This is a genomic window from Salinarimonas sp. NSM (assembly GCF_052380005.1).
Lineage (GTDB): Bacteria > Pseudomonadota > Alphaproteobacteria > Rhizobiales > Beijerinckiaceae > Salinarimonas.
Genome location: NZ_JBQTCJ010000043.1, coordinates 1 through 25,756 on the forward strand (window position 1 = coordinate 1; position 25,756 = coordinate 25,756).

Below are 25,756 nucleotides of genomic sequence, written 5' to 3' on the forward strand. Positions count from 1 at the left end.
GGCTGCGCCTTCGCCCCGCGCTGCCCGCGCGCGCAGGACGATTGCCGCGCCGCGCCGCCGCCGCTGCGCCCGCTCGGCCGGCCGGATCGCGCGGACCACGCCGCCGCGTGCCTGCATCCGCACCCGCCGGCGGCGGCGATGGACGTCGGGCATGCGGCGCCGGAGGGCGCGCGATGAACGCCTCCGCCATCGACGCTGCCGAGGAGACGGCACCCCTCGTCGAGGTGCGCGACCTCGTGCGCCGCTACCGCCTGCCGCGGCGCACGCTCCTCGATCCGGCACCCACGTTCACCGCCTTGCACGGGGTGAGCCTCCGGCTGCGCCCCGGCGAGAGCCTCGGCATCGTCGGCGAATCGGGCTGCGGCAAGTCAACGCTCGCACGCACCGTCATGGCGCTGGAAACGCCGCAGGAGGGCAGCGTGCGCTTTCGCGGACGCGACCTCTTCGCGCTCTCGCGCAGCGAGCTGCGGGCCGAGCGCAAGCACTTCCAGGCGATCTTCCAGGACCCTTACGGCTCTCTGGACCCGCGCCATTCCGTCGGGCGCATCGTCGCCGAGCCGATCCGCTCGCTCGAGCCGGACGTCGACGCCGCCACGCGGGAAAAGCGCGTGCGCGAGGCTCTCGACCAGGTCGGGCTGCCGGCGTCCGCGGCGGAGAAGTACCCGCACGAGTTCTCCGGCGGCCAGCGCCAGCGCATCGCCATCGCCCGGGCGCTGGTCACACGACCCGCGCTGATCGTCTGCGACGAGCCGGTCTCGGCGCTCGACGTCTCGGTGCAGGCGCAGGTGCTCAACCTGATGATGGACCTGCAGGAGGAGCTCGGCCTCGCCTACCTCTTCATCAGCCACGACCTCTCGGTCGTGCGCGTGATCACGGACCGGGTCTGCGTCATGCAGGCGGGCCGGATCGTGGAGGAGGGGGCGACCGACGCCGTCTTCGACGCGCCCGCCCACGATTACACCCGCACGCTCCTCGCCGCCGTCCCGGGCCGCCATCGGCGCGCCCGGGCGGGAGACCGGGCGCGGGTCGACGAATGAACAACGAAGAAGGACCCGCTCCGATGACCGCCGCCGCTTCCGCCGATCTCGCCGATCTCACGGCCTGCGATCTCGTCGCCGCCTACGAGGGAAGGCGCCTCTCCCCCGTCGAGGTGGCGGAGGCGGTGATCGCCCGCATCGAGGCCTCCGAGCCGACCCTGCACGCGCTCTGGGCCTTCGACCCGCAGGCGGCGCGGGAGGCGGCGAAGGCGTCCGAGGCGCGCTGGGCCAGGGGCGAGCCGGCGGGGCCGATCGACGGCGTGCCGCTGACGATCAAGGAGAACATCGCGACGAAGGGGCTCGGCATGCCGCTCGGCACCGCCGCGCGCGATCTCGTGCCGTCGCCCGTCGACGCGCCGCCGGCGGCGCGCACCCGCGAGGCGGGCGGCGTGATCCTGGCGCGCACGACGATGCCGGACTACGGCATGCTGTCGTCCGGCCTGTCGAGCTTCCACGCGCTCGCCCGCAACCCCTGGAACACGGACCTGAACCCCGGCGGCTCGTCGGCCGGCGCCGGCGCGGCGGCGGCGGCGGGCTACGGTCCGCTCCACATCGGTACCGACATCGGCGGCTCGATCCGCCTGCCGGCGGGCTGGTGCGGAGTCGTCGGCTTCAAGCCGAGCTTCGGGCGCGTGCCGATCGACCCGCCCTTCCTCGGCCGCGTCGCCGGGCCGATGACCCGCACGGTGGCCGACAGCGCGCTCTACATGAGCGTCCTCTCGCGCCCGGACGCGCGCGACACGATGTGCCTGCCCCCAGCGGACCTGCCCTGGCTCGATCTCGACCACGGGGTCGAGGGGCTGAAGGTCGGCCTCGTGCTGGATTGCGGGGTGGGCGCCGCCGTCGAGCCGGAGGTGCGCGCCGCGGTGGAGCGCGCGGCGTCCGCCTTCGCCGAGGCGGGGGCGTTCGTGCAGGAGGCGGGGCCGTTCCTGACCCGCGAGATGCTCGACGGCCTCGACCGCTTCTGGCGCGCCCGGGCTTGGGCGGACATCGCGGGCCTGCCGGAGGAGAAGCGCGCGGCGATCCTGCCCTACATCCACGCTTGGGCGCAGGGCGGGGCGGAGCTGTCGGGGGAGGTCGTCTATCGCGGCTTCGCGCAGATCGACGCCATGCGCAAGGCGACGCTCTCCGCCAGCGCGCCCTACGACCTCCTGATCTCGCCGACGGCGCCGATGCCGAGCTACCCCGCGGGCTGGGCCTCGCCGACGAACGACTGGCAGCGCCCCTTCGAGCACATCGGCTTCACGGTGGGCTTCAACATGTCCGAGCAGCCGGCGATCTCGGTGAATTGCGGCTATACTGCGAGCGGCCTGCCCATCGGCCTCCAGATCGCGGGACCGCGCTTCGCCGACATGGCGGTGCTGCGGGCGGCGGCGGCCTACGAGCGCATGCGCGGGCCGCAGCGGGACTGGCCGAGGGTGTGAGGCCTCGCGCGGAGGGGACCATGACCAGCGTGCTGCACACGATCGGCTACGAGTCCGAGACGCTGCCCGCGGTGATCGCGCGCCTGCGGCAGGCGGGCGTCGCGGTGGTCATCGACGTGCGCGCCGTCGCCGCTTCCCGCCGCGCGGGCTTCTCCAAGTCGATCCTGCGCAGCTCGCTGGAAGCGGAGGGGATCGCCTACGAGCACCTCAGGTCGCTCGGAACCCCCAAGGCGGGACGCGAGGCGGCGCGCAAGGGGCGGATCGGCGAGATGGAGGCGATCTTCGGCGACCACATGGAGACGCTCGAGGCGCGCCACGGCCTCGCCAGGGCGACGGCGCTGGCTTGTGATCGCCCCGCCGCGCTCCTGTGCTACGAGGCCCGCGCCTGCGGCTGCCACCGCCGGATCGTCGCGGACATGATCCGGGCGGAGACGGGGATGGCGATCGCGCACCTCTAGGGCGTCGACGCCCCGATCACCCCTCCTGCGCGGTCGTCTCCTCGATCTCGCGCGGGTCGAAGGCGTACTTGCGCGAGCAGAACTCGCAGGTCACCTGGATCGAGCCGTCGTCGGCCACCATCTCGCGCCGCTCCGCCTCGGGGAAGCGGCCGAGGACGTCGACGACGCGCTCGCGCGAGCAGCGGCAGGCCTCGCGGATGCCCTGCGCCTCGAAGACGCGCACGCCGCGCTCGTGGAAGAGACGGAACAGGAGCCGCTCGCTCGACACGGAGGGGTCGATCAGCTCGTGATCCTGGATCGTGTCGACGAGGGACTTCGCCTCCACCCAGGCGTCGTCCTCCGCCGGCTCGCCGCGGTCGTGCGCCGGATGGCCCTCCGGCACGTCGCCGGGCGGAAGCTCGGCCTGGCGCTGGCGGTCGCTGGAGGAGGGGAGGAACTGCACCATCATGCCGCCGGCGCGGTAGGCGCGCGCCTCCCCGCCGGTCAGCTCCTCGGCGACCGCGAGGCGGATGCGGGTGGGGATCTGCTCCGACTGGCGGAAGTACTGGTGCGCCGCCTCCTCGAGGCCCTGGCCCTCGAGCGGCACCACGCCCTGGTAGCGCCGCAGCTCCGGCCCCTGGTCGATCGTCATGGCGAGGTGCCCGTGCCCGAGCAGGCGGCCGACCTCGGCCCCGCGCAGGGGCGCGCCCGCGCCGGCGGTCTGCGCGACCTTGCCGGCATCGAAGCGCGCGAAGGCGCGCAGCCGGTCGGGCGCGTCGTAGTCGACGACGATCATCTCGATCGGCCCGTCGGTCTTCGTCTGGAGCTGGAAGCGCCCGTCGAACTTGAGCGAGGCGCCGAGCAGCGCGGTCAGCGCCGCCGCCTCGCCGACGACGCGCGCCACCGCGTCCGGATAGCCGTGTCGGGTCACCAGCGTGTCGACGGCCTCGCCGAGCCGCACCACCCGTCCGCGCACGTCGAGCGACTCGACCGCGAACGGGAGCACGACGTCGTCCGCGCCCTCGAACTGCGCGCCCTCGAATTGCGTCTGCGTCATACCTCTATCCCGAAGCACCAGGCGAGGACTCCCTTCTGCGCATGCAGCCGGTTCTCCGCCTCGTCGAACACCACCGAATGCGGTCCGTCCATGACCGCGTCCGTCACCTCCTCGCCGCGATGGGCGGGAAGGCAATGCATGAATATGGCGTCCGATTTGGCTTTCGCCATGAGGGCTTCGTTCACCTGGTAGGGGGCGAGCAGATTGTGGCGGCGCCCCTCGTCCTCGTCGCCCATCGACACCCAGCAATCGGTGACGACGGCATCCGCCCCCGCGACCGCGGCCTGTCCGTCCGTGCCGACGACGACGTCGGCGCCCTCCGCGCGGGCCCAGTCGAGCAGCTCCCCGGGCGGCGTGAGCTCGGGGGGCGTCGCGACCTGCAGGCGGAAACCGAAGCGCGCCGCCGCGTGGACCCAGGAAGCGAGTACGTTGTTCGAATCGCCCACCCAGGCCACGGTCGCGCCGGCGATCGGCCCGCGATGCTCCTCGAAGGTCATCACGTCGGCCATGATCTGGCAGGGGTGCGAGAGCTTGGTGAGCGCGTTGATCACCGGCACCGTGGCGTTCGCCGCGAGTTCGAGCAGCGTGTCGTGCTCGAGGGTGCGGATGACGATCACGTCGACGTAGCGCGAGAGCACGCGCGCGGTGTCCGCCACCGTCTCGCCGCGGCCGAGCTGCATCTCCTTGCCGGTGAGCATGATCGACTCGCCGCCGAGCTCGCGCATGCCGACGTCGAAGGAGACGCGGGTGCGGGTCGAGGGCTTGTCGAAGATCATCGCCAGCGTCTTGCCCTCGAGCGGGCGGTCGGCCTGGCGCTCGCCGCGGCGGCGCGCGGCCTTGATCCGCACGCCGATGTCGAGGATGCGCCGCAACTCCTCGCCCGACAGCGTCGTCAGGTCGGTGAAGTGGCGGGTGGCTGCGGTCGGCTTCGCGATCGGCTTGGCGATGGGCGCGTTCATCAGCGTGCTCCCGCGACCGCGGCGGCGACCGGCGCGTCCGCGGACGCCCGCTCGAGGGCGACGCAGGCGGCCTCCAGCCGGTGCAGCGCCTCCGACGTCTCCGCGTCGCGCACGATGAGCGGCGGCAGCAGGCGCACCACGTTGTCGCCGGCGGCGATGCCGATCATCTTCTGGTCCCGCATGGCGGAGACGAGGTCGCCGTTGGGCACACGGCAGCGCAGGCCGATCATCAGCCCCTCGCCGCGGACCTCCTCGATCACGTCCGGATGCCGGTCGCGCAGCGCCGCGAGCCCCTGCTTGAGCAGCAGGCCGGTGCGGCGCACCTCCTCCAGGAAGCCGTCGGCGAGGACGACGTCGAGCACGGCGTTGCCGACCGCCATCGCCAGAGGGTTGCCGCCGAACGTCGTGCCGTGGGTTCCCGGCGCGAGCGCCCGTCCCGCGTCCTCGGTGCACAGGATCGCGGCCATGGGGAAGCCGCCGCCGATGCCCTTGGCGACCGTCATGATGTCGGGGCGCGCCTCCGGCCCGGCCCACTCGTGTGCGAACAGCTTGCCGGTGCGACCGACGCCGGTCTGCACCTCGTCGTAGATCAAGAGGAGGCCGGCCTCGTCGCACAGCGCGCGCAGGCCGCGCAGGCACTGGTGCGGCACCGCCCGGATACCGCCCTCGCCCTGGATCGGCTCGACGAGGATCGCCGCCGTCTCCGGCCCGATCGCCGCGCGCATGGCCTCGTGGTCGCCGAAGGGCACTTGATCGAAGCCCTCCACCTTCGGGCCGAAGCCCTCGAGGTACTTCTTCTGGCCGCCGGCGGCGATGGTCGCCAGCGTGCGGCCGTGGAAGGCGCCCTCGAAGGTGAGGATGCGATAGCGCTCCGGATGGCCGTTCACGTGCTGCCAGCGGCGCGCCATCTTGATCGCGCCCTCGTTGGCCTCCGCGCCGGAATTGGTGAAGAACACCCGATCGGCGAAGGTGGCGTCGACGAGACGCTGCGCCAGGCGCTCACCCTCGGGGATCTCGAACAGGTTCGAGGTGTGCCAGAGCTTGCCCGCCTGCTCCACGAGCGCGGCGACCACGTGCGGGTGCGAATGGCCCACCGAGTTGACCGCGATGCCCGCGCCGAAGTCGAGATAGCGCTCGCCGCGTCGCGACACGAGCCAGGCCCCTTCGCCCTTCTCGAAGGCCACGTCGGCGCGTGCGTAGGTCGGCAGGATCGCAGAGGTCACGGGCTCCATCCTCTTCGCGGGCGGGCGCGTGCTTCCGGCGCGCCCACAAATGAAAGCGCCGCCCCGAGAGGGGCGGCAGCAGGAGAATTCTATGGGAAGCCCGCCGCGTGTCAACGAAAACACGCGCGGGGGAGGCTCACGGGCGCGCGCTCAGCGCTTCTCGCGCCGAAGCTTCCAGACCTCCCAGGCGGCGAAGCCGAGGAGCGCGACGAGCAGCGAGAACTCGCCGATGACGATGAGGGCGCTCTGCGACACGGGTCGCTCCCGACGGTCTGCGATCCGACGAGGACCTAGCGCGGCGGCGCCGCCGGGGAAGAGGCGCCGCGCCCGGCCGGATCGGCCGCGCGGACGTGCGCTCGCGTCTCCTTGTCGAGCATCGCCCGCAGCCGCGCCGTGACCGGATCGGCATCCGTGCGGGCGCGGGCGTAGCCGAGGTTGAAGCCGTGGTCGAAATCGGGGCCGTTGTCGCCCTGCAGGTGCTGGAGGATGGTCTCGATCTTGTCGAGCGCCTTGGCGAGGACCGCCTCGCGGGTCGCGCCGGCCTCGTACTCGTCGTGCAGCGCGAGCAGCCGCGCACGTATCTCCGCCGGCAGCGGCGCGCCGAGCGTCTCGAGATCGGCCCGCTCGCGGGCGGCGCGGCCGTCGTCCGGGCGCTGGTGGATGGCGGGCACGTCGCCGGAGATCGCCTCGCCGAGGTCGTGCAGGACGCACAATTCGAGGAGCCGCAGCCGATCGTGCTCCCCGAGCGCATCCCCGAGCACGATCGCCGCGAGCGCCAGGCGCCAGGAATGCGCGGCGATGCTCTCCGGCGCGCCGTCGGACGTCCGGCCCGAGCGATGCCGGACCTTGAGCGCCTCGGCGGCGCGCAGGAAGGCGAGGACACCCGCCAGACGATCGTCGCTCGGAGTCCGGCTCACGGCTCGGCGCCCTCTCCCGTGGTGCGATGGATCCGGGCGCGATCACGCGGCCCCGTGGACGTCCTCCCAGCGGCGCAGCCGCGAGACGAGCGCGCCGTAGGGGACGAGCGCAACCGCGGCGACGGCGAGCTTCACGGCCCAGTCGGCGAGCGCCAGCGTCTGCCAGGGGAGCGCGATGCATTCGTCGGCGATGCCGACCGCGCCCAGCATCTGCGTGATCGTCGTGTCGCCGAGGACGGGCCCGCAATGGAAGGCGAGGGAGAAGAACAGCGCCGTGTCGAGCGCCGAGGCGAGCACCGAGGAGGTCAGCGGCGCGATCCACCAGGCCTTGGCGCGCAGGCCGTTGAAGATCGCGACGTCGAGGAGCTGCGCCGTGAGGAAGGCCACGCCCGACGCGATCGCGATCCGCGGCGTGGCGAAGTAGATCGACAGCGCGACCGCCAGCGCGAAGCCGGCGAGGACCACCTTGCGCGCGGCGGCCGGGCCAAAGCGGCGGTTGGCGAGGTCCGTCACCAGGAAGGCGAAAGGATAGGTGAAGGCGCCCCAGGTCAGCCAGTCCTGCAGGCCGAAAGCCTGGATCGGGTGCTGCACGAGGATGTTCGAGGCGAGCACCACGAGCGCCATCGCCGCGACGGCGAGGAGGATGGGGCTGCGGTGGTCGCTGCGCAGGGCGGGCATGGTCGAGCCTTCGGCTGCTGGAAACGGCGAAGGGCGACCGCGAGGCCGCCCGTCGATCTCGTACCGATGAGGGAGGCGCGCGCGGCGGGTCAGCCGGCGGCGGCGTCCGCCATCTGCTTCTTCTCGATCTCGCGCTTCACGCCGAGCGCCGTCTGCGACAGCTCCACGTCCTTCGCCTTGGCGAGGAAGGCGTCGAGCCCGCCGCGATGCTCCACCGTGCGCAGGGCCGCGGCCGAGATGCGCATGCGCACCGAGCGGCCGAGCGACTCGGACTGGAGCGTCACGTTGACGAGGTTGGGCAGGAAGCGACGCTTCGTCTTGCGGTTCGAGTGGCTCACGAGGTGGCCGGTCAGAACGGCCTTGCCGGTCAGTTCGCAACGGCGCGACATGATCTCTTACGTCCTATCGTCGATGAGGTGCGGCCGCGTCTCTCCCCCACGCTCCCGCGCGCAACGCGCGCCGATGCGGGGCGACCGGACACCGGTGTCCCTGGAAGGTTGGAGCCTATAGGCGCAAAGCCCCCGGCGCGTCAAGGATAGGAGAGCATTAACCTTCCGGATCGATGGTCGAGATCGCCTCGACAACGCCCGATTCGCCGAGGAGCCTCTCACGACGCCGTCGTGCGCGGGCTTCCGGCGCGGACGGGACCCGACGGGACCCAAGGAAACGCCCATGCGCGCGCGCCGCCTCGCCCGAGCCCTCCTCGCCGCCGCCTTCGGGGCGGTCCTCGCCGCGTCGCCCGGCGGAGCCTCCGCGAGCGGCTCGTCCTTCGACGCGACCTACGGCATCTGGCTCGCCGGCTTCCCGATCGGCGAGGCGGACGTGACCTCCTCCTCCGACGGGCGGCGCTACGAGATCTCGGTCCAGGCGCGGCTCGTCGGGCTCGCGGGGCTGATCACCGACGGGCGCGGCGCGGCCACCGCGACCGGGCGCGTCGACGGCGAGCGGGTGACGCCGGCGAGCTTCGCGGTCAACTCGGCCTCGAGCCGCGCGAGCCGCACCGTGCGCATGGGCCTCTCCGGCGGCGCGGTCGCGGCCGTGGAGATCCTGCCGCCGCTCCCGGAGCACCCCGATCGCGTGCCGGTGCGCGCCGCACATCGGCGCGGCGTCGTCGATCCGGTGAGCGCCTTCCTGTTTCCGGCGCGCGGGCGCCTCGCGGCGACCGACCCGGGCCAGTGCGAGCGCACCATCCCCGTCTTCGACGGCGCCTCGCGCTTCGACATCGTGCTGAGCTACGGCGGCACGCGCGATCTCGACAAGCCGGGCTACTCCGGCCCGGTGCTGATCTGCAAGGCCCGCTTCCGGGCGGTCTCGGGCCATCGCGACGGCAAGGAGGCGGTGCGCTTCATGGAGGACAACCGCGACATGGCCGTGTGGCTCGCACCGGTCGAGGCGGGCGGCGTGCTGCTGCCGATGCGAATCGAGGTGCGCACGCAGATCGGCATGAGCATCATCGAGGCCTCGCGGGTGTCGATCGACGGCGGCGGCGTGGCGCGCGGCGCCTCCAACTGACGGGACCGCGCCGATCCGCCGCTTGCGCGCGGGCGGGGGGCGGGTCACATAATCGGGTATGCAGCACGCCATCCCCGATCGAATGCGATGACAGGCGACAGCCCATCCCGCACGGACCTCATCGGCCGCCCGCTCGGCCAGCCTCTCGGCCAGACGTTCGGCCAAGCGCAGGCGCTCGCGGAGCTCAACGAGCGCTCGCGCGAGATCTTCCGCCAGATCGTCGAGAGCTACCTCGCCACCGGCGAGCCGGTCGGCTCGCGCAACATCTCGAAGCTCCTGCACGCGCCGCTGTCGCCGGCCTCCGTGCGCAACGTCATGGCCGACCTCGAGCAGGCCGGCCTGATCTTCGCGCCGCACACGTCGGCCGGGCGGCTTCCGACCGAGACGGGCCTGCGCTTCTTCGTCGACGCCATGCTGGAGCTCGGCGACCTGTCGCTCGAGGAGCGCGGCAACATCGAGGCGCAGATGCGCGCCGCCGCCCAGGCGCGCGACTTCGAGAGCGCGCTGGCGGAGGCCTCCGCCATGCTGTCGGGCCTCTCGCGCGGGGCGGGCGTCGTGGTCACCTCGAAGCAGGACCCGCGGCTCAAGCACATCGAGTTCGTGCGCCTCGATCCCGCCCGCGCCCTCGTCGTGCTGGTCTCGGAGGACGGCTCCGTCGAGAACCGCCTCCTCGACCTGCCGCCGGGTCTGCCCGCCTCGGCGTTGACCGAGGCCGCGAACTTCCTCAACGCCCGCATCCGCGGCAAGACGCTCGCCGAGGTCCGCGACGAGACCCGCGCCCTGCGCGAGGCCATGGAGCGCGAGCTCGACGCGCTCACCGCGCGGCTGATCGAGGCGGGCGTGGCGCTGCCGACGGAGGGCGCCGTCGAGCGCCACCTGATCGTGCGCGGCCAGGCGAACCTGCTCGCCGACCTGCAGGCGCTCGAGGACCTCGAGCGCATCCGCCTGCTGTTCGAGGACCTCGAGACCCAGACCGACGTGATCGACCTCCTCGGCCGCGCCGAGGCGGGGGAGGGCGTGCGAATCTTCATCGGCTCGGAGAACAAGCTCTTCTCCCTGTCGGGCTCCTCCCTCGTCGCAGCCCCCTTCCGCGACGGCGGCCAGAAGATCGTCGGCGTGCTGGGCGTCATCGGCCCGACTCGGCTCAACTACGCACGTATCGTGCCGATGGTGGACTACACGGCCAAGGTGCTCTCGCGGATGCTGGAGGGCAGCGGGAGGTGACCCGTGCGGCGGCCGCGCCGAGTTGAACCCACACCCCTCTTTCCGCTATTGCTCCGAGGAGCGGCGGGTCCACCGCGCGCGAAACGGATGACGCGATGAACAAGATCGAGCGGCCGGGCGGCGAGGCCGAGGTCGAATACCTGGATTCGAGCTTTCGCGTGGTGAAGCCGGGGACCTTCGTGCGCTGCGGCGTCACCGGCGAGGCGATCCCGCTCGAGCGGCTGCGCTACTGGAGCGTCCCTCGCCAGGAGGCCTACGCGAGCCCCCAGGCGGCGCTGGTGCGCCTCGGCTACGCGAAGGACGCGCCCCCGGCGCAGGTCTAGGCCGACGTCGCGACGCGCAGGCGCGCGGCGAGCAGCGCCCCCACGCCCTCTACGTCCTCGAACCGTGCCGCGACCGGCAGCGCGAGGAGCCCCTCCAGCGCCGGCAGGCGCGCTGCGTCCTTCTCGGTCGTGACGGGGACGAGCCCGCGGGTCCGTGCGTGCGCGAGGAGCGCCTCCGCCTCGCCACGCCGATAGACGTGGTGGTCGGGCAGGGCGACGCGCTCGACGACGCTCGCGCCGCAATCCTCGAGCGTCCGGAAGAACTTATCCGGCCGGCCGATGCCGGCGAAGGCGAGGACGCGCGTGCCGTCGAGCCGGTCGGCCAGCGCGGGCTCCGGCGCGAGGCGCGCCTGGAAGACCGGCTTGCCGCGGGCGCGGGCCTCCTCGGCCAGCCGCGCGCCGGGCGCGCCGCGTCCCATCAGCACGAGGGCGTCGACCCGCGGCCATTGCGCGCGAAGCGGCGCGCGCAGCGGCCCCGCGGGCAGGCACAGCCCGTTACCGACCCCGGTCTCGCCGTCCACGACGGCGAAGGCGAGGTCCTTGGCGAGCGTGGGGTTCTGCAGGCCGTCGTCCATGACGATCACGTCGGCCCCCGTCTCGGCGGCCATCGCGGCGCCGGCGACGCGGTCGCGCGAGACGATCGTCGGCCGGGCGCGGGCGAGCAGAAGCGCCTCGTCGCCCACCACGCGATGGTCGTGGCGGGCGGGATCGACGAGGAGCGGCGTGCGCGCCCGCCCGCCGTGGCCGCGCGTCAGGAAGGCCGCGGCGAGGCCGCTCTGCGCGAGGAGCGCCGCGAGCGCCAGGGCGGTGGGCGTCTTGCCGGCGCCGCCGGCGGTGAAGTTACCCACGCAGATCACGGGGAGCGCGGCGCGCGCGCCGGGACGGGCGATCCGCCGAGCGGCGACGGCACCGTACACGGCGCCGGCGGGCGCCAGCAGGCGGGCGCGGAGGCTCGGCGTCGCCGCCGTCCAGAAGCCCGGCGCCCGCATCAGCCGGACGAGCCCGCGCGCAGATCGACGAGGAAGGGATCGATCGCCCGGATCGTGCGCTCGAGCGCGCCGCCCAGCGCGTCCACGGCCACCGTGCCGGCGCGGCCCATCGTGCGCATCCGCCCCGGGTCCGAGAGGAGCTGGGCCAGAGCGGCGGCGAGCGCGCGGGCGTCCTCGACCGGCAGCGCGCCGCGGGCGCGGTCGATCGCGGCATAGACGTCAGTGAAGTTGTGGACGTGCGGCCCGTGCAGGATCGCCGCGCCGAGCTTCGCCGGCTCGATCGGGTTCTGCCCACCGTGCGGTATGAGCGAGCCGCCCATGAACACGACGGGCGCGAGCCGGTAGAACAGGCCGAGCTCGCCGATCGTGTCGGCGACGTAGAGGTCGACGGACCGGTCGGGCTGCATCCCGTCCGCCCGCCGCACGGCGACGAGGCCCGATTCGAGCGCGGTGGCGGCGATGTCCGGCCCGCGATCGGGATGGCGCGGGGCGATGATGGTCAGGAGGCTCGGATAGCGCCTGGCGAGCGCACGATGCACCGCGATCGCCGCCTCCTCCTCGCCCGGGTGGGTCGATGCCGCCATCCAGATCGGGCGCCCGGCGGTGAGCGCCTGGAGGCTCGCCACCGTGCGCGGATCGGCGGGCGGTGCCGGTGAATCGAACTTGAGGTTCCCCGCCACCGCGACCCGCGGCGCGCCGAGCCGCGCCAGGCGCTCCGCGTCGGCCTGCGTCTGCGCGAGGCAGAAGGCGAAGCGCGACAGGATCGCCTCCGCCGCCACCGGCGCACGCATCCAGCGCCGGAAGGAGCGCTCGGAGAGCCGGCCGTTGACGAGGACGAGGGGAATGCCGCGCCGGTCGAGCGCGTGGACGAAGTTCGGCCACAGCTCCGATTCGGCGAACAGCGCCAGATCCGGCCGCCAATGGTCGAGGAACCGCTTGACGTAGAGCGGCACGTCGAGGGGCACGAACTGGTGTATCGCGCCCGGCGGCAGGCGTCGCGCCACGAGCTGCGCCGAGGTGCGCGTGCCCGACGTCACGAGCACGGTGATGCCGCGGCGCGTCAGCCGCTCGACCAGAGGCAGGATGGCCAGCGTCTCGCCGATGGAGGCGCCGTGCAGCCACGCGAGCGGACCTTCGGGCCGCGAGCGGCCCGGATGGCCGCGGCGCTCGCCGAGCCGCGCCGGGTCCTCCTTGCCCTTGCCGCGCCGCCACAGCAGGAGCCCGGCGGCGGCGGGGGTGAGGAGCGACACGCCGAGGCGATAGCCCGCGAGCAGCCGGGAGCCGCGCTTCATGCGCCGCCTCCCGAGGGCGCGGCGCGCAGGTCGCATCCCGGGTCCGTCGCGCCGATGAGCGCATAGGCGCGCGCATGCACGCCGTCGAGGCCCGCCTCCACCGCCCGGCGTGCGGCCTCGATCGCGTCCGGCCCGGCGTCGCGCGCGACGAAGACCGGATCGCCGATGACGATCGCCCCGCGCCCGAAGGGCAGGCCGAGCGCCGCGCGATCCCAGCTGTCGAAGACCTTGCGCCGGCTCGTCACCACGGCCACGGGCACGATCGGCCGGCCGGAGAGCCGCGCGAGCGTGACGATGCCCTCGCCGGCGCGGCGGGCGATCTTGGGGACGTCGGCGGTCATCACCACGCTCTCGCCGCCCGCGAGCGCGCGCAGCATGGCGCGCATGGCCTGCGCGCCGCCCTTCTCGCGCACCCGCCCGCGTCCGCGATCGCCGGAGCCGCGGATCGGGCGCACGCCCAGATGCTCGAGCGCGATGGCGTTGAGCTCGCCGTCGCCTGAGCGCGAGACGAGGCAGGCGGTGGGGTCCTGCGGGCGCCGGGCGAGGTGCACGAGGAAGTGCTGGCCGTGCCACATCGCCGCGATCACGGGCATCAGCGGCCCGACGCGATCGTGCGCGTCCGGCGGATCCATCGTGAAGCGGTTGGTCAGGCGCACGAGCCCGAGGTAGCGCGCGAAGGCGTAGCCCGCCGCGGCTTGGACACGCGGATGCCTGCCGATGCGCTTGAGGAGGGACATGCCCGTTACTTTTCTCGGCCGGCCCGTGGTTCAGCCGACCGGCGGCTCGAGCAGGCGATGCAGATGGACGATGAAGTACCGCATATGGGCGTTGTCGACGGTCGCCTGAGCCTTCGCCTTCCAGGCGGCGAAGGCCGTTGCATAATTGGGGTAGATGCCGACGATGTCGAGCGCGTCGAGGTCGCGGAAGCGGACGTGCTCGGGGTCGTCCAGCTCGCCGCCGAAGACCAGGTGGAGGAGCTGCTCGCCCTTGTGGGCGGCGGGCTGCGCCGCGGTTTGAGCGGGCGTGGGTGCGCGGGTGTCGATCTCGGTCATGCTGCTCTCGTTGCGCTCGGGGCTCGCGCGTCGCGGTCGCCCGGAAGCACGGGGCGGGCCGCGAAGCGCGGGCTCAGCCCGCGGCGGCCGGCCGCCGCGTGTCGGTATCGTCGCTCGTCATGGCCTCAACGAGGCGCGGATGCAAGGCGCGCGAGGCCGCGACGAGAACCCCGTGCACCGGCTCCGGCCGATTGTAGACCGGCGCGACGCCCGTCGGGTCCGACAGCGTGCCGCCCGCCTCCGCGAGAACGAGATCGGCGGCCGCGAGATCCCAGTCGCGTGCGTTCGCGGTCACGAGGGCGAGGTCGTGCTCGCCTGACGCGACGCGCGCGATCCGCAGCGCGAGGGAGGGCACCTTGGTGACGGCGCCGAAGGGGCCGCTGCGGCGCGCGAGCGCGTCCACCATGGGCTTGGGACCGGCCACGTTTGCGCCCGCCAGCGCCTCGCGGACGCCCGTGGCGATCGGCGTGCCGTTGAGCCGCGCGCCGGCGCCGGCCTGCGCCTCGTAGAAGCCCTCCCGGGCCGGGGCGTGGACGACGCCGAGCGTCGGCGCGCCGTCGACGAGCAGCGCGATCGCCACCGACCAGTCCGGAATGCCGTTCAGGAACGCGCGGGTGCCGTCGATCGGGTCGACGATCCAGACGAGGCGCCTGTCGAGCCGCGCCGGATCGTCGCGCGTCTCCTCGGAGAGCCAGCCGGCCTCCGGCAGGATCTGCGACAGCCGCACCTTGAGGAAGGCGTCGACGGAGACGTCCGCCTCGGTCACAGGCGATCCGCCGGCCTTGTTCCAGACCCGCGCGGTGGTCTTGTCGCCCTCGCGGAACCAGCCGCGGGCGATCTCGCCCGCCTCGCGGGCGGCCTCCTCCAGGGCGGAGGCGAGATCGGCGCGTGTCTGTGGGGAAAGGGGCATCGAGGTCTCGTCCGCGGCGGCCGCGACGGCACGTCCGCTCATCGACGAAGGTAGGGACGCGGCGGGGCGGACGCAAGCTCGGCGGCCGCCGTGGCCGGGTCGATGCCGCGATTTTCCACAAACCTCGCAAGCATTCGTTCAGCATCGCCCGGATTGAGCGTCTTTTAACCGAAAAGCTTAAGCCCGCGAACGCGAAGCATCCGCATGATCGGCTCATGGATCGAGCGGCGATCATCCAAGAACAAGCCGCCGGCCACCCAACGCTGACAGGGCGTCGAGCATGATGGCGGACAGATCAAACGCGGCCGGAGCCGTCCCGATGGACGGCTCCGGCTTTCTCGAGACGGACGAGAGCGCCTGCGACACGCTGGGCCTGTGCGTGCCTCCGGGCCGCCTCGCCGGTCTCGCGATGCGCATCGCCGAGCGCGGGGCGGACGAGCCCGCCGGTGCGCCGGCCTTCGAGATCGCGGCGATCGCCCGCACGGGCGAGATCGCGACCGTGCTCGGCCGCTTCGACGAGGAGGAGATCGTCGCCGTGTGGCGTCGGCTCGGCCAGGAGAGCGGCCTGCCGCTCATGATCCAGAACCCCGACGGCAGCCTCGCCGCGCCCTATCCGCAGATCGGGCCGCTCGCGCTCGGCGAGGTTCGCCAGCGCCGCCGCCACGGGCTCCTGTCCGGGCGCCGGCCGCGCTTTCTCACCCGCCGCAAGACCGGGCGCCCGACGGCGCGCCCGCTCGTCTTCCGCGAGCGCGAGATCGTCGAGGGCCGCGGCTGACGCCGGCCGCGGCGACGCGTCAGGCGTCCTGGTTGCGCATGTGCCGGGCTAGTGCCCGAACCTTGGGCAGCAGGACGGCGTCGAGCGCGCGATCCGGCACCGTCTCCGCCCAAGCCCGCTCGAAGCAGGCGAGCCAGCCCTCGATCTCGGCGGTGCCGATCGGGGCGTGGAGGTGCCGCCGGCGCAGCATCGGCGGCCCGCGCCGCTCGACGTAGAGCGGCGGCCCCCCGAGCCAGCCCGTGAGGTAGAGACGGAGCGTCTCCTCGCTGCCCTCGAGCGATTCGGGATGGATCGCGCGGCAGGCCGCGGCCTCCGGCAGCACGTCCATCAGCGCGTAGAAGCGCGCCGCGAGCGCGGCGACCGCCGGGGCACCGCCGATGGCGTCGTAGAGAGTCTCGGGCTTGGAGCAGGCCTTGGAGGAGGCCTTGGAGGAGGCTTCGGGGGAGGGCTCGGTGGCGGGCTGGGACATCGAAAGGGCATCGGCTCGGCTGCGTCGGGCCTCTTCCTAGTCCGTTCGACGGGGCGCGTCGCGTCGGGTGAGACACGAACATCGTGGACGAAACGGCAGCGCCCCACGCCGGCCCCCCATGCGCCGCCCCACCTTGATTCCTCCACCCGCGGCTGCGACATGGAAGCCGTGCCGCGCCGGCGCCGACACGCACCAGAGATTGCTCGATGACCGCTCCGCTCTCCCTGTCCAAGGACAAGATCCGCATCCTCCTGCTCGAGAACGTCAACGACAGCGCCGTCGCGCTGCTCGAGGCCGCGGGCTACGCCTCGATCACGCGGCTGAAGACGGCGCTCGACGGGGAATCGCTGAAGGAGGCGGTGAAGGGCGTCCACATCCTCGGCATCCGATCGCGCACGCAGCTGACGCGCGAGATCTTCGAGGCCGCGGACCGGCTGATCGCGGTCGGGTGCTTCTCGGTGGGCACGAACCAGGTCGACCTCGACGCCGCCCGCCTGCGGGGCGTGCCCGTGTTCAACGCGCCGTTCTCGAACACCCGCTCGGTGGCGGAGCTGACGCTGGCCGAGGTCGTCATGCTGATGCGCAGGGCCGTGCCGCGCTCCAACGCCGCCCACGAGGGCGGGTGGGACAAGTCCGCCACCGACAGCCACGAGGTGCGCGGAAAGTGCCTCGGCATCGTCGGCTACGGCAACATCGGCTCGCAGCTCTCGACGCTGGCCGAGAGCTTCGGCATGCGGGTGATGTACTACGACCGCACCGAGAAGCTGCGCCACGGCAACACCGAGCCGGTCGACACGCTCCAGGAGCTGCTCGCGAAGGCGGACGTGGTCACGCTGCACGTGCCGGAGACGCCCGAGACCGAGGGCATGATCGGCGCGCGCGAGATCCGCGCCATGAAGCCGGGCGCCTACCTCATCAACAATTCCCGCGGCACGGTGGTCGACATCGACGCGCTCGCCGCGGCGCTCCGGGACGGGCACCTGCGCGGCGCCGCCGTCGACGTCTTCCCCAAGGAGCCGGGCTCGAACAACGAGCCCTTCGAGAGCCCGCTCCAGGGCATCGACAACGTCATCCTCACGCCGCACGTGGGCGGCTCGACGGTCGAGGCGCAGGAGCGCATCGGCGTCGAGGTGGCGCGCAAGCTCGTCGAGTATTCCGACGTCGGCGCGACGGTGGGCGCGGTCAACTTCCCGCAGGCCCAGCTGCCCGGGCGCGCCCGGGGCACGCGCTACATCCACGTCCACCAGAACGTGCCGGGCATCCTCTCGCGGCTCATCGGCGTGTTCGCCGACCGCGGCATCAACATCGCGAGCCAGTATCTCCAGACCGACGGCGAGATCGGCTACGTGGTGGTGGAGGTGGACGGGGTGCCCGCCGACAGCCGCGAGATCCTCTCCGCGCTGCGGGCGCTCGAAGGCACCATCCGCGCGCGCATCCTCTACATGCGGCAATAAGGCCACAGCGACAGAGGAAAACACTCCGCCCCCATGGCGGCGCTTGCGGTGCGGTAAGCGATCCTTAAGGACGTTCCTTAACCATGCGGGTGCTCGCGATTCACGCGGGCGCGTGCCATCGCTCTCCCGGGTCCGTCCTCCATGCTCGCGCGTCTCCTCCTCGTGCTCACGATCGGCGCCCTCGCGGCGTGCAACACCGCCACGACGGCGGATGGGCCCGCGCGGGGGGACTGGGTGTCCCCCGCGGTGCTCGCGCAGGCGGTCTCGCTCGACGGCACCACCGCCTGGTACACGGGCTACAGGGACGACGAGCCCTTCGACATCCCGCTCGTGAACCGCTCGCTGATGCGCCCCGAGCTGATGCGCCAGCAGGTCTCCTACACGGGCGGCGAGGCGCCGGGCACGATCGTCGTCGATATCGACGGGCGCTTCCTCTACCTCGTGGAGGAGGGCGGCAAGGCGATGCGCTACGGCATCGGGGTCGGCCGCAACGGCTTCTCCTGGCGCGGCGCGGCGCGCGTCGGCCGCAAGGGCGTCTGGCCCGGCTGGGGCCCCACCGACAACATGCTGCGCATCAATCCCGACCTGCCGACCTACATGGAAGGCGGCCTCGAGAACCCGCTCGGCGCCCGCGCGCTCTACCTCTACCAGGGCGACCGCGACACGCTCTTCCGCATCCACGGCACCAACGAGCCCTGGTCCATCGGCGAGGCCGTCTCCTCGGGCTGCGTGCGCATGCTCAACGAGGACATCGTCGATCTCTACGAGCGCGTGCCGGTGGGGGCGCGGGTGCTGGTGCGGCAGGGGTGAGAGGCAGCGCAGGCCAGCCTCACCCCAGCCCGGCCACCAGTGCCTTGAACCGCTCGCCGCGCTCCTCGAAATTCCGGAACTGGTCGAAGGACGCGCAGGCCGGGGAGAACAGGACGACCTCGTCCTCCCCCGTCGCCGCCGCGTCCTCGGCGGCCCGTACCACGGCGACGTCGAGCGTGCCGCAGCGCTCGTAGGCGACATGCCCGTCGAGCGTTGCGGCGAACGCATCGGTCGCCGCGCCGATCAGGTAGGCCTTGGCGATCTTTCCCCAATGGGGCGCGAGCGACGCGATGCCGCCGGCCTTCGGCTTGCCGCCGGCGATCCAGAAGACGCGGTCGTAGGCCGCGAGGGCCACCTCGGTCGAGTCCGCGTTCGTCGCCTTCGAATCGTTGACGAAGCGCACCCGCCCGCGCGCGCCCGCCTGCTCCATGCGATGGGCGAGGCCGGGGAAGGTGCGCACCGCCGCGGCGATCGCTTCGGGCGGCGCGCCGGACAGCCAGGCGGCGGCGCAGGCGAAGGCGGCGTTCTGGGCGTTGTGGCGCCCCCGCAGGGGTTCGACGCCCGCGAGATCGGCGAGCACGAGCGCGTCCGCGAGCGTCTCGCCGGCGTTGCGGGCGCGGATCTCGGTGCCCGACGCGAAGAAGCCCCAGGGCCGCTCGCCCCGCGCCGAGACGGGGTAGACGTCCGACCCCTCCCGCTCGGAGAGCCGCTTGCCGATGGCGTTCGTCAGGTCGTCGTCGACGCCCACCAGCGCCGTGCGCGCGCCCGCTACGAGCCGCTCCTTGATCGCGGCGTAGGCCTCGAGCGTGCCGTGGCGGTCGAGATGGTCGGGGGTGATGTTGATCAGGCAGCCGATCGTCGGGTCGAGGGTGGGCGCGAGGTCGATCTGGAAGCTGGACACCTCGACCACGTGCACGCGCTCCTCGGAGGGCGGCGGCAGTGCGAGGATCGGCGTGCCGATGTTGCCGCCCATGGCGACGTCGACGCCCGCCTCGCGCAGGACGTGGGCGAGGAGCGCGGTGGTCGTCGACTTGCCGTTCGTGCCGGTGATGGCCACGAAGGGCGCGTCCGGCGCGACCGCCCGACGCTCCCGGCAGAACAGCTCGATGTCCCCGATGATCTCGATGCCCGCCACTCTCGCTTTCTCCACCGTCCAGTGCGGGGCGGGGTGGGTGAGGGGAACGCCGGGCGAGAGCACCAGGGCGGAGTACCCGGCCCAGTCCGCCTGGGCGAGGTCGACGACGGGGACGCCCGCCGCAGCCGCCTCGGCGCGCTTCGCCTCCGCATCGTCCCAGGCGGCGACGGCGGCGCCGCCCGCGACGAGCGCCCGCGCCGTCGCGAGCCCCGAGCCGCCGAGCCCGAACAGGGCGACCGACCGCCCGGCGAAGGTCGTCACGGGCGTCATCGCGCGGCTCTCCTCAACGCAGCTTGAGCGTGGCGAGCCCGACCATGGCGAGCACGACGGCGATGATCCAGAAGCGGATCACCACCTGCGGCTCCGTCCAGCCCAGCTGCTCGAAGTGATGGTGGATCGGCGCCATCTTGAAGACGCGCCGGCCGGTGAGCTTGAAGGACACGACCTGGATGATCACGGACGCTGCCTCGAGCACGAAGAGCCCGCCGACGATGGCGAGCACGATCTCGTGCTTCGTCGCCACCGCGATCGTGCCGAGCATGCCGCCCAGCGCGAGAGAGCCCGTGTCCCCCATGAAGACCTGCGCCGGGGGCGCGTTGAACCACAGGAAGCCGAGCCCGGCCCCGATCAGCGCCCCGCAGATCACGGCGAGCTCGCCGGTGCCGGGCACGAAGTGGATCTGCAGGTAGTTCGCGAAGATGGCGTTGCCGACGAGGTAGGCGATGAAGCCGAAGCTCGCGGTGGCGATCATCACCGGCACGATGGCGAGCCCGTCGAGCCCGTCGGTCAGGTTCACGGCGTTGCCGGCGCCCACGATCACGAGCGCTCCGAAGACCACGTAGAACCAGCCGAGGTTCAGGAGCACGTCCTTGAGGAAGGGCAGCGCGAGGTGGTTCGCCAGCGCCGGCGTGGCCGTGTAGGCGATCGCCACGATCGCGGTGCCGGCGATCAGCCCCTCGATCGCCAGCCGCGAGCGGCCGGAAAAGCCCTTGTGGGACTGCTTCGTCACCTTCAGGTAGTCGTCGTAGAACCCGATCGCGCCGAAGCCGACGGTCACCATCAGGACGATCCAGACGTAGGCGTTCTCTAGGTCGGCCCACAGGAGCGTCGAGACGATGAGGCCGGCCAGGATCATCAGCCCGCCCATGGTGGGCGTGCCGCGCTTCGTCAGCAGGTGCGACTGCGGCCCGTCCTCGCGGATCGGCTGGCCCTTGCCCTGGCGCACGCGCAGCGCCGCGATGATCGAGGGGCCGAACCAGAACACGAACAGGAAGCCCGTCGCCGTCGCCATCCCCGTTCGGAAGGTGATGTAGCGCAGGACGTTGAGCAGGCCGATCGTCTCGGAGAATTCGGAGAGCCAGACGAGCATGGGAGCGGGTTATCCTCGGCGCCCCACGGGCGCGGCCTCGGCGGCCGCGCGCGGCGCGGCGGCCTCGCTATAGCGCTCCTCGATCGCCTTGACGATCCTTTCCGTGCGCACGCCGCGCGATCCCTTGATCATCACGATGTCGCCCGGCCTGAGCGCGCCGACGACGGTGCCGACGAGCCCCTCCGAGGTCGCCGCCCAGCCGCCGCGGCGCTCGGGCGGCAGCGCCGCGTGGAGGCCCTTCATCAGCTCGCCCACGGTGAAGACGAGGTCCACCCCCGCGCCGAGCGCGACGGGGGCGAGCTCACTGTGCCGACGGGGCCCGTCGGGGCCGAGCTCGAGCATGTCGCCGAGCACGGCGATGCGCCGCCCGCGCCAGGGCAGCTCCATCTGGCCGAGCGTCTCCAGCGCCGCGCGCACGGAGGCCGGGTTGGCGTTGTAGCTCTCGTCGACGAGGGTGACCGTGCCGCCCACGAGCGCGAGCTCCCGCCGGGCGCCGCGCCCGGCGGGCGGCTCGACGTCGGCGAGCGCGAGCGCGGTGAGCGCGACGTCGAGCCCGAGCGCCTTCGCCGCCGCGAGGAGGGCGAGCGTGTTGAGCGCGATGTGCCGGCCGGCCATGCCGATCCGGTAGGCGCAGCGCTGGCCGAGCACGCTCGCGTCGACGATGGAGAGATCGGGGCGGGTGACGATGGTCACGGCCCGCACGTCCGCGCGCGCGTCCTCGCCGAAGGTGAGGATTCGCCCCGCATCGGCGGCGGAGGCGAGCGCGATCAGCCGGTCGCAATGGGGGTTGTCGCGGTTGACGATCGCGACGCCGCCGGGCTCGAGCCCGAGGAAGATCTCGCCCTTGGCGTCGGCGATCCCGCGCACGTCGCGGAAGTTCTCGATGTGCACCGCCTCGACGGTGGTGACGATGGCGACGTGGGGGCGCACCATGCGCGAGAGGGGCGCGATCTCGCCGGCGTGGTTCATGCCGATCTCGAAGACGCCGAACTCGGCGTCCGCCGGCATCCGCGCGAGCGTCAGCGGCACGCCCCAGTGATTGTTGTACGACGCCTGGGCGGCATGGGTGCGGCCGGAACGGGCGAGCGCGACCCGCAGCGCCTCCTTCGAGCCGGTCTTGCCGACGGAGCCGGTGATGGCGACGATCTTCGCGCTCGTGCGCGCCCGCGCCGCGCGGCCGAGGTCCTCGAGCCCGCGCAGTGTGTCGGGAACGGCGAAGAGCGGCCCCGTGCCGGCGAGCCCCGCGGCGCGGTCGTGCGCCACGAGCGCGGCCGCCGCGCCCTTCGCGAAGGCGTCGGCGACGTAGGCGTGCCCGTCGTTGCTCTCGCCGACGATGGCGACGAAGAGGTCGCCGGGCTCCAGCGTGCGCGTGTCGATGGAGACGCCCTCGATCCGCCCGGGCAGCGTCCCGTGCACGGTCGCGCCCATGGCATCGCGCGCGGCGGCACCCGTCCAGAGAGGGGGGGCGGTGTGCGTCCGCGCGTCGTTCGTCGTCATCGCGTCCTCGCCTCGATCGCCGCCCGAACCTCGGCGTGGTCGGAGAACGGCAGAGTCCGGTCGCCCACGATTTGGCCGGTTTCATGGCCCTTGCCGGCGACGACCAGCACGTCTCCCGGGCCGAGCATCGCCACGCCCGCGCGGATCGCCTCGGCGCGATCGCCGATCTCGCGCGCTTCCGGCGCCGCCGCCATCATCGCGGCGCGGATCGCGGCCGGATCCTCGCTGCGCGGGTTGTCGTCGGTGACGATCGCGACGTCCGCGCCCTCGACCGCGACACGACCCATGATCGGCCGCTTGCCGGGGTCGCGGTCGCCGCCGCAGCCGACGACGACGACGAGCTTGCCCGTGGCGAACGGCCGCAGCGTGGCGAGCACGTGGCGCAGGGCGTCCGGCTTGTGGGCGTAGTCGACGAGGCACAGCGCGCCGTTCGTCTCTCCGACCGCCTCGAGGCGCCCGGGTACGCCGCGCAAGCGGGCGAGCGCCGCCAACGTGGCCTCCGGCTCGGCGCCCGCCGCGATGGCGAGCCCGGAGGCGACGAGTGCGTTCTCGACCTGGAAATCGCCGATGAGGGGCAGGTCGACCTCGGTCTCCCCGCCCGTGTGCGCGATCCGCAGCCGCTGCGAGAAGCCGGTGCGCGTCGCCGACAAGAGCCGCAGGTCCGTGCCCTTCACGCCGGTGCTGAGGACGCGCCGCCCGGTCTCGCGGGCGACCGCCTCGGCGCGGTCGGACCAGTCGCCGTCGGCGTTGATCACCGCCGGCCGATCCGCGGGAAGCAGCACCCGGAACAGGCGCATCTTCGCCTCGAAGTAGGCCTCCATCGTCGGATGGTAGTCGAGGTGGTCGCGGCCGAGATTGGTGAAGGCGGCGGCCGCGAGCCGCACGCCGTCGAGGCGCTTCTGGTCGAGGCCGTGTGAGGACGCCTCCACGGCGAGGTGGGTGATCCCGTCTCCGGCCAGCCGCTCGAGCGTCCTGTGCAGGGCGACCGGATCGGGCGTGGTGAGCCCGCCGTAGCTCGCGCCCGCGGACGTGACGATGCCGAGCGTGCCGAGGCTCGCGGAGGCGTTCCCGCGGGCGTCCTCGATCTGGCGCACGAAGTCGGCGACCGAGCTCTTGCCGGCCGTGCCGGTGACGGCCACGATCGTCTCCGGCTGGCGCGGATGCAGGCGCGCGGCGGCCTGGGCGAGCGCCGCGCGGGCGTCCGCGACGCGCACCCAGGCGACCGACGCGTCGAGATCGGCGGGCCGCGCGGCCTCGCCGGCGACCGCCGTCGCGCCGGCGGCGATCGCCGCGGGCACGAAGCGCAGGCCGTCGACCTTCGTGCCGGGGACCGCGACGAAGAGGCCGCCCGGTGTCACAACCCGGCTGTCGACCGCGACGCCGGAGACGGTGACGCCCGCCAGCTCCGCAGGGGTCTCGTCGAGGAGGTCTGCGAGCCGCTTCCAGCTCACTGCGTCGTCCCCCAGGCGCCCGCGCGCGCCATCGTCGGGAAGGGTGAGACGGGCGGATCGAAGCGGGGCGGGATGTCCAGCATGGGCGCGACGCGCTCGATGATCTTGCCGGTGGTCGGGGCGGCGTTCCAGCCCGACGTCGCGAAGCCGTGCGTCTCCGGCAGCGCCTTCGGCTCGTCGAGGATGGTGAGGAAGAGATAGCGCGGATCGTCCGCCGGCGCGACCGCGAAGAACGTGTTGAGCCGCCTGTCGCGGGCGTAGCGGCCGTCCACCACCTTCTCGGCGGTGCCGGTCTTGCCGCCGACGTAGAAGCCGGCGATCGCCGCGGAGCGGGCCGAGCCCCGCTCGGCGTTGAGCCGCATGACGTAGCGCAGCGCCTCGCTGGTCTCGCGGGAGATCACCTGGTCGGCGATCGCCTGCGCATCCTCCTCCGCGCGCTGGAGGAAGGTCGGCGGAATGAGGTAGCCGCCGTTGACCATGGCGGCGGTCGCCATCGTCGCGGCGAGCGGCTGCACGGCGATGCCGTGGCCGAAGGAGATCGTCGCCGTGTTGATCTCGCCCCAGCGCCCCGGCACGATCGGCGCGGCGCTCTCGGCGAGCTCCGTGCGCAGGCGCCCGAGCAGGCCGAGCTCGCGCAGGAAGTCCTGCTGGTGCTGCGGGCCGAGTGCCAGCGCCATGCGCGCCGTGCCGACGTTGGAGGAGTGGATGAACACTTCCGGCACGGTCAGCGGGCGGTTCTCGCCGCGATAATCGCTGATCGTCTGGCGCCCGAAGCGCAGCGAGCCGCGGGCGTCGATCACGGAGTTGATGGTGAAGCGGCCCGATTCCAGCGCCTGGGCGGTCGTCACCGCCTTCATCACCGAGCCCATCTCGTAGACGCCGACGTTGATGCGGTTGATCCGGTCGGGCTGGAGCGCGTCCGTGGGCACGCCGGGGTCGAAGTCGGGCAGCGAGACGAGGCTGATCACCTCGCCGGTGCGCACGTCGAGGACGAGGCCCGCGGCGGCGATGGCGGAGAACTTCTCCATGGCCGCGACGAGCTCGGCGCGCACCGCGTGCTGCACCCGCAGGTCGATCGACAGCCGCACCGGCGCGGGGTCCGGGTTCTCGCCGGGCGCGATCTCGTCACCGGAGAGCGCCAGGCCCTGCGCGTCGATCCACTGCTCGATGCCGGCGATGCCGACGTTGTCGATGTCGGCGAAGCCGAGGACGTGGGCGGCGGCCACGCCGTTGGGGTAGACGCGCTTGTTCTCCGGCAGGAAGCCCACGCCCGGGATGCCGAGCGCGTGCACTTCAGCCTGCTCGCGGGGCGTGATCTCGCGCTTGACCCAGATGAAGCCGCGATCCGTCGAGAGCTCGTCGCGCAGCTTGGTCGCGTCGAGGTCGGGGAAGACCGCGGTGAGCAGCTCGGTCGCCTCGTCCGGATCGATGATGTTGCGCGGCTCGGCGAAGACCGAGGCCATGGTGATGTCGGTGGCGAGGATCTCCCCGTTGCGGTCGAGGATGTCCGGACGCACGGTGCCGATCTCGCTCGAGGCGGCGCGGCGCGGCCCGGTCTCGGCGTCCGGCTCGATGCCGAGCAGGACGAGCCGCCCGGCGATGATGCCGAACAGGCCCGCGAAGCAGACCATGCCGAGCGCGATGCGCGCGCGGCTCTTGTCGGCGCGCAGCCGGAACAGCCCGCCGATGAAGCCCCGACGCGGCGAGGCGGCGGCCTCCGGCTCGGTGGTCTGTCGCTGCGTCGCGTTACGCGTGGGCACGG

Annotated in this window: 26 protein-coding genes; 9 read left to right on the forward strand and 17 right to left on the reverse strand. The window is 72.9% G+C overall.

What is annotated here, in order from left to right; translation table 11 throughout:
- The first annotated feature begins 173 nt into the window (after positions 1 to 173).
- The 3 genes from ACTZWW_RS15320 to ACTZWW_RS15330 are packed head-to-tail and all read left to right on the forward strand — an operon-like array spanning position 174 to position 2,919.
- Positions 174 to 1,037, forward strand: coding sequence for an ATP-binding cassette domain-containing protein (locus ACTZWW_RS15320; RefSeq protein ID WP_444781838.1), 864 nt, complete (start codon positions 174 to 176; stop codon positions 1,035 to 1,037).
- Between the two features lie 23 nt (positions 1,038 to 1,060).
- Positions 1,061 to 2,461: an amidase gene (locus ACTZWW_RS15325; protein WP_444781839.1), complete on the forward strand. Its 1,401-nt coding sequence runs from the start codon at positions 1,061 to 1,063 to the stop codon at positions 2,459 to 2,461.
- A 20-nt stretch (positions 2,462 to 2,481) separates the two neighbouring features.
- Positions 2,482 to 2,919: a DUF488 domain-containing protein gene (locus ACTZWW_RS15330; protein ID WP_444781840.1), complete on the forward strand. Its 438-nt coding sequence runs from the start codon at positions 2,482 to 2,484 to the stop codon at positions 2,917 to 2,919.
- Between the two features lie 16 nt (positions 2,920 to 2,935).
- On the opposite strand, the gene ACTZWW_RS15335 is transcribed toward ACTZWW_RS15330, so the two are convergent.
- From ACTZWW_RS15335 to rpmB, 6 genes are all read right to left on the reverse strand, one after another.
- A complete protein-coding gene (locus tag ACTZWW_RS15335) occupies positions 2,936 to 3,955 on the reverse strand; it encodes an Hsp33 family molecular chaperone (protein WP_444781841.1) in 1,020 nt (339 codons plus the stop codon).
- The gene (gene argF / locus ACTZWW_RS15340; protein WP_444781842.1) at positions 3,952 to 4,914 is read right to left on the reverse strand and encodes an ornithine carbamoyltransferase; all 963 of its coding nucleotides are present in this window, start codon (positions 4,912 to 4,914) and stop codon (positions 3,952 to 3,954) included. Before argF ends, ACTZWW_RS15335 begins: the two co-directional genes overlap by 4 nt.
- The gene (locus tag ACTZWW_RS15345) at positions 4,914 to 6,137 is read right to left on the reverse strand and encodes an aspartate aminotransferase family protein (RefSeq protein WP_444781843.1); all 1,224 of its coding nucleotides are present in this window, start codon (positions 6,135 to 6,137) and stop codon (positions 4,914 to 4,916) included. The genes argF and ACTZWW_RS15345 overlap by 1 nt, the downstream gene beginning before the upstream one ends.
- A gap of 290 nt (positions 6,138 to 6,427) precedes the next feature.
- Complete coding sequence (locus tag ACTZWW_RS15350) at positions 6,428 to 7,054, reverse strand: HD domain-containing protein (RefSeq protein WP_444781844.1); 627 nt, start codon at positions 7,052 to 7,054, stop codon at positions 6,428 to 6,430.
- Positions 7,055 to 7,096: 42 nt separating this feature from the next.
- Positions 7,097 to 7,732, reverse strand: a complete 636-nt coding sequence (locus ACTZWW_RS15355) for a queuosine precursor transporter (RefSeq protein WP_444781845.1) — start codon at positions 7,730 to 7,732, stop codon at positions 7,097 to 7,099.
- Positions 7,733 to 7,821: 89 nt separating this feature from the next.
- Entirely contained in the window at positions 7,822 to 8,121 is a 300-nt protein-coding gene (gene rpmB, locus ACTZWW_RS15360; RefSeq protein WP_444781846.1) for a 50S ribosomal protein L28, read from the reverse strand.
- A 283-nt stretch (positions 8,122 to 8,404) separates the two neighbouring features.
- Between rpmB and ACTZWW_RS15365 the strand changes: the two genes are divergently transcribed.
- The 3 genes from ACTZWW_RS15365 (at position 8,405) to ACTZWW_RS15375 (ending at position 10,791) form a co-directional block, all read left to right on the forward strand.
- A complete protein-coding gene (locus ACTZWW_RS15365) occupies positions 8,405 to 9,244 on the forward strand; it encodes a DUF3108 domain-containing protein (protein ID WP_444781847.1) in 840 nt (279 codons plus the stop codon).
- Between the two features lie 87 nt (positions 9,245 to 9,331).
- Complete coding sequence (gene hrcA / locus ACTZWW_RS15370; protein WP_444781848.1) at positions 9,332 to 10,468, forward strand: heat-inducible transcriptional repressor HrcA; 1,137 nt, start codon at positions 9,332 to 9,334, stop codon at positions 10,466 to 10,468.
- Positions 10,469 to 10,563: 95 nt separating this feature from the next.
- Positions 10,564 to 10,791: a DUF2093 domain-containing protein gene (locus ACTZWW_RS15375; RefSeq protein WP_444781849.1), complete on the forward strand. Its 228-nt coding sequence runs from the start codon at positions 10,564 to 10,566 to the stop codon at positions 10,789 to 10,791.
- On the opposite strand, the gene lpxK is transcribed toward ACTZWW_RS15375, so the two are convergent.
- The 5 genes from lpxK to ACTZWW_RS15400 form a co-directional block, all read right to left on the reverse strand.
- Positions 10,788 to 11,780 carry a tetraacyldisaccharide 4'-kinase gene (gene lpxK, locus ACTZWW_RS15380; protein ID WP_444781850.1) on the reverse strand — a complete coding sequence of 331 codons (993 nt, stop codon included), beginning with the start codon at positions 11,778 to 11,780 and terminating at the stop codon, positions 10,788 to 10,790. The two genes, ACTZWW_RS15375 and lpxK, sit on opposite strands and share 4 nt — an antisense overlap.
- Positions 11,780 to 13,072 carry a 3-deoxy-D-manno-octulosonic acid transferase gene (locus tag ACTZWW_RS15385; protein WP_444781851.1) on the reverse strand — a complete coding sequence of 431 codons (1,293 nt, stop codon included), beginning with the start codon at positions 13,070 to 13,072 and terminating at the stop codon, positions 11,780 to 11,782. Before ACTZWW_RS15385 ends, lpxK begins: the two co-directional genes overlap by 1 nt.
- Positions 13,069 to 13,809 carry a lysophospholipid acyltransferase family protein gene (locus tag ACTZWW_RS15390; protein ID WP_444781852.1) on the reverse strand — a complete coding sequence of 247 codons (741 nt, stop codon included), beginning with the start codon at positions 13,807 to 13,809 and terminating at the stop codon, positions 13,069 to 13,071. Before ACTZWW_RS15390 ends, ACTZWW_RS15385 begins: the two co-directional genes overlap by 4 nt.
- A gap of 30 nt (positions 13,810 to 13,839) precedes the next feature.
- Positions 13,840 to 14,124: a DUF4170 domain-containing protein gene (locus ACTZWW_RS15395; protein WP_444781853.1), complete on the reverse strand. Its 285-nt coding sequence runs from the start codon at positions 14,122 to 14,124 to the stop codon at positions 13,840 to 13,842.
- A 73-nt stretch (positions 14,125 to 14,197) separates the two neighbouring features.
- Positions 14,198 to 15,034 (reverse strand): 3'(2'),5'-bisphosphate nucleotidase CysQ, encoded by an 837-nt coding sequence (locus ACTZWW_RS15400; RefSeq protein ID WP_444781854.1) that lies wholly within the window; start codon positions 15,032 to 15,034, stop codon positions 14,198 to 14,200.
- A gap of 319 nt (positions 15,035 to 15,353) precedes the next feature.
- On the opposite strand from ACTZWW_RS15400, the gene ACTZWW_RS15405 reads away from it, so the two are divergent.
- The gene (locus ACTZWW_RS15405; RefSeq protein ID WP_444781855.1) at positions 15,354 to 15,809 is read left to right on the forward strand and encodes a DUF6101 family protein; all 456 of its coding nucleotides are present in this window, start codon (positions 15,354 to 15,356) and stop codon (positions 15,807 to 15,809) included.
- Positions 15,810 to 15,828: 19 nt separating this feature from the next.
- On the opposite strand, the gene ACTZWW_RS15410 is transcribed toward ACTZWW_RS15405, so the two are convergent.
- Complete coding sequence (locus tag ACTZWW_RS15410; protein WP_444781856.1) at positions 15,829 to 16,278, reverse strand: group II truncated hemoglobin; 450 nt, start codon at positions 16,276 to 16,278, stop codon at positions 15,829 to 15,831.
- A gap of 206 nt (positions 16,279 to 16,484) precedes the next feature.
- Between ACTZWW_RS15410 and serA the strand changes: the two genes are divergently transcribed.
- Both serA and ACTZWW_RS15420 read left to right on the forward strand, forming a co-directional pair.
- Entirely contained in the window at positions 16,485 to 17,732 is a 1,248-nt protein-coding gene (gene serA / locus ACTZWW_RS15415; protein WP_444781857.1) for a phosphoglycerate dehydrogenase, read from the forward strand.
- A gap of 141 nt (positions 17,733 to 17,873) precedes the next feature.
- On the forward strand, positions 17,874 to 18,542 hold the full coding sequence (locus ACTZWW_RS15420) for a L,D-transpeptidase (protein ID WP_444781858.1): 669 nt from the start codon (positions 17,874 to 17,876) through the stop codon (positions 18,540 to 18,542).
- Positions 18,543 to 18,561: 19 nt separating this feature from the next.
- Here ACTZWW_RS15420 and murD read toward each other — a convergent pair whose 3' ends face one another.
- The 5 genes from murD to ACTZWW_RS15445 are packed head-to-tail and all read right to left on the reverse strand — an operon-like array spanning position 18,562 to position 25,754.
- Positions 18,562 to 19,947 carry a UDP-N-acetylmuramoyl-L-alanine--D-glutamate ligase gene (murD, locus tag ACTZWW_RS15425; RefSeq protein ID WP_444781859.1) on the reverse strand — a complete coding sequence of 462 codons (1,386 nt, stop codon included), beginning with the start codon at positions 19,945 to 19,947 and terminating at the stop codon, positions 18,562 to 18,564.
- Between the two features lie 13 nt (positions 19,948 to 19,960).
- Positions 19,961 to 21,046, reverse strand: coding sequence for a phospho-N-acetylmuramoyl-pentapeptide-transferase (mraY, locus tag ACTZWW_RS15430; protein WP_444781860.1), 1,086 nt, complete (start codon positions 21,044 to 21,046; stop codon positions 19,961 to 19,963).
- A 9-nt stretch (positions 21,047 to 21,055) separates the two neighbouring features.
- On the reverse strand, positions 21,056 to 22,543 hold the full coding sequence (locus ACTZWW_RS15435) for a UDP-N-acetylmuramoylalanyl-D-glutamyl-2,6-diaminopimelate--D-alanyl-D-alanine ligase (RefSeq protein WP_444781861.1): 1,488 nt from the start codon (positions 22,541 to 22,543) through the stop codon (positions 21,056 to 21,058).
- On the reverse strand, positions 22,540 to 23,994 hold the full coding sequence (locus ACTZWW_RS15440; RefSeq protein WP_444781862.1) for a UDP-N-acetylmuramoyl-L-alanyl-D-glutamate--2,6-diaminopimelate ligase: 1,455 nt from the start codon (positions 23,992 to 23,994) through the stop codon (positions 22,540 to 22,542). Before ACTZWW_RS15440 ends, ACTZWW_RS15435 begins: the two co-directional genes overlap by 4 nt.
- Positions 23,991 to 25,754, reverse strand: coding sequence for a peptidoglycan D,D-transpeptidase FtsI family protein (locus ACTZWW_RS15445; RefSeq protein ID WP_444781863.1), 1,764 nt, complete (start codon positions 25,752 to 25,754; stop codon positions 23,991 to 23,993). Before ACTZWW_RS15445 ends, ACTZWW_RS15440 begins: the two co-directional genes overlap by 4 nt.
- Between the last annotated feature and the right edge of the window lie 2 nt (positions 25,755 to 25,756).

What these genes read in the sequence shown, in the direction of transcription:
- ACTZWW_RS15320 (WP_444781838.1), top strand. Translation starts at nt 174, where the DNA reads ATGAACGCCTCCGCCATCGACGCTGCCGAGGAGACGGCACCCCTCGTC.
- ACTZWW_RS15325 (WP_444781839.1), top strand. Translation starts at nt 1,061, where the DNA reads ATGACCGCCGCCGCTTCCGCCGATCTCGCCGATCTCACGGCCTGCGAT.
- ACTZWW_RS15330 (WP_444781840.1), top strand. Translation starts at nt 2,482, where the DNA reads ATGACCAGCGTGCTGCACACGATCGGCTACGAGTCCGAGACGCTGCCC.
- ACTZWW_RS15335 (WP_444781841.1), bottom strand. Translation starts at nt 3,955, where the DNA reads ATGACGCAGACGCAATTCGAGGGCGCGCAGTTCGAGGGCGCGGACGAC.
- argF (WP_444781842.1), bottom strand. Translation starts at nt 4,914, where the DNA reads ATGAACGCGCCCATCGCCAAGCCGATCGCGAAGCCGACCGCAGCCACC.
- ACTZWW_RS15355 (WP_444781845.1), bottom strand. Translation starts at nt 7,732, where the DNA reads ATGCCCGCCCTGCGCAGCGACCACCGCAGCCCCATCCTCCTCGCCGTC.
- rpmB (WP_444781846.1), bottom strand. Translation starts at nt 8,121, where the DNA reads ATGTCGCGCCGTTGCGAACTGACCGGCAAGGCCGTTCTGACCGGCCAC.
- ACTZWW_RS15365 (WP_444781847.1), top strand. Translation starts at nt 8,405, where the DNA reads ATGCGCGCGCGCCGCCTCGCCCGAGCCCTCCTCGCCGCCGCCTTCGGG.
- hrcA (WP_444781848.1), top strand. Translation starts at nt 9,332, where the DNA reads ATGACAGGCGACAGCCCATCCCGCACGGACCTCATCGGCCGCCCGCTC.
- ACTZWW_RS15375 (WP_444781849.1), top strand. Translation starts at nt 10,564, where the DNA reads ATGAACAAGATCGAGCGGCCGGGCGGCGAGGCCGAGGTCGAATACCTG.
- lpxK (WP_444781850.1), bottom strand. Translation starts at nt 11,780, where the DNA reads ATGCGGGCGCCGGGCTTCTGGACGGCGGCGACGCCGAGCCTCCGCGCC.
- ACTZWW_RS15385 (WP_444781851.1), bottom strand. Translation starts at nt 13,072, where the DNA reads ATGAAGCGCGGCTCCCGGCTGCTCGCGGGCTATCGCCTCGGCGTGTCG.
- ACTZWW_RS15390 (WP_444781852.1), bottom strand. Translation starts at nt 13,809, where the DNA reads ATGTCCCTCCTCAAGCGCATCGGCAGGCATCCGCGTGTCCAAGCCGCG.
- ACTZWW_RS15395 (WP_444781853.1), bottom strand. Translation starts at nt 14,124, where the DNA reads ATGACCGAGATCGACACCCGCGCACCCACGCCCGCTCAAACCGCGGCG.
- ACTZWW_RS15400 (WP_444781854.1), bottom strand. Translation starts at nt 15,034, where the DNA reads ATGCCCCTTTCCCCACAGACACGCGCCGATCTCGCCTCCGCCCTGGAG.
- ACTZWW_RS15405 (WP_444781855.1), top strand. Translation starts at nt 15,354, where the DNA reads ATGGACGGCTCCGGCTTTCTCGAGACGGACGAGAGCGCCTGCGACACG.
- ACTZWW_RS15410 (WP_444781856.1), bottom strand. Translation starts at nt 16,278, where the DNA reads ATGTCCCAGCCCGCCACCGAGCCCTCCCCCGAAGCCTCCTCCAAGGCC.
- serA (WP_444781857.1), top strand. Translation starts at nt 16,485, where the DNA reads ATGACCGCTCCGCTCTCCCTGTCCAAGGACAAGATCCGCATCCTCCTG.
- ACTZWW_RS15420 (WP_444781858.1), top strand. Translation starts at nt 17,874, where the DNA reads ATGCTCGCGCGTCTCCTCCTCGTGCTCACGATCGGCGCCCTCGCGGCG.
- murD (WP_444781859.1), bottom strand. Translation starts at nt 19,947, where the DNA reads ATGACGCCCGTGACGACCTTCGCCGGGCGGTCGGTCGCCCTGTTCGGG.
- mraY (WP_444781860.1), bottom strand. Translation starts at nt 21,046, where the DNA reads ATGCTCGTCTGGCTCTCCGAATTCTCCGAGACGATCGGCCTGCTCAAC.
- ACTZWW_RS15435 (WP_444781861.1), bottom strand. Translation starts at nt 22,543, where the DNA reads ATGACGACGAACGACGCGCGGACGCACACCGCCCCCCCTCTCTGGACG.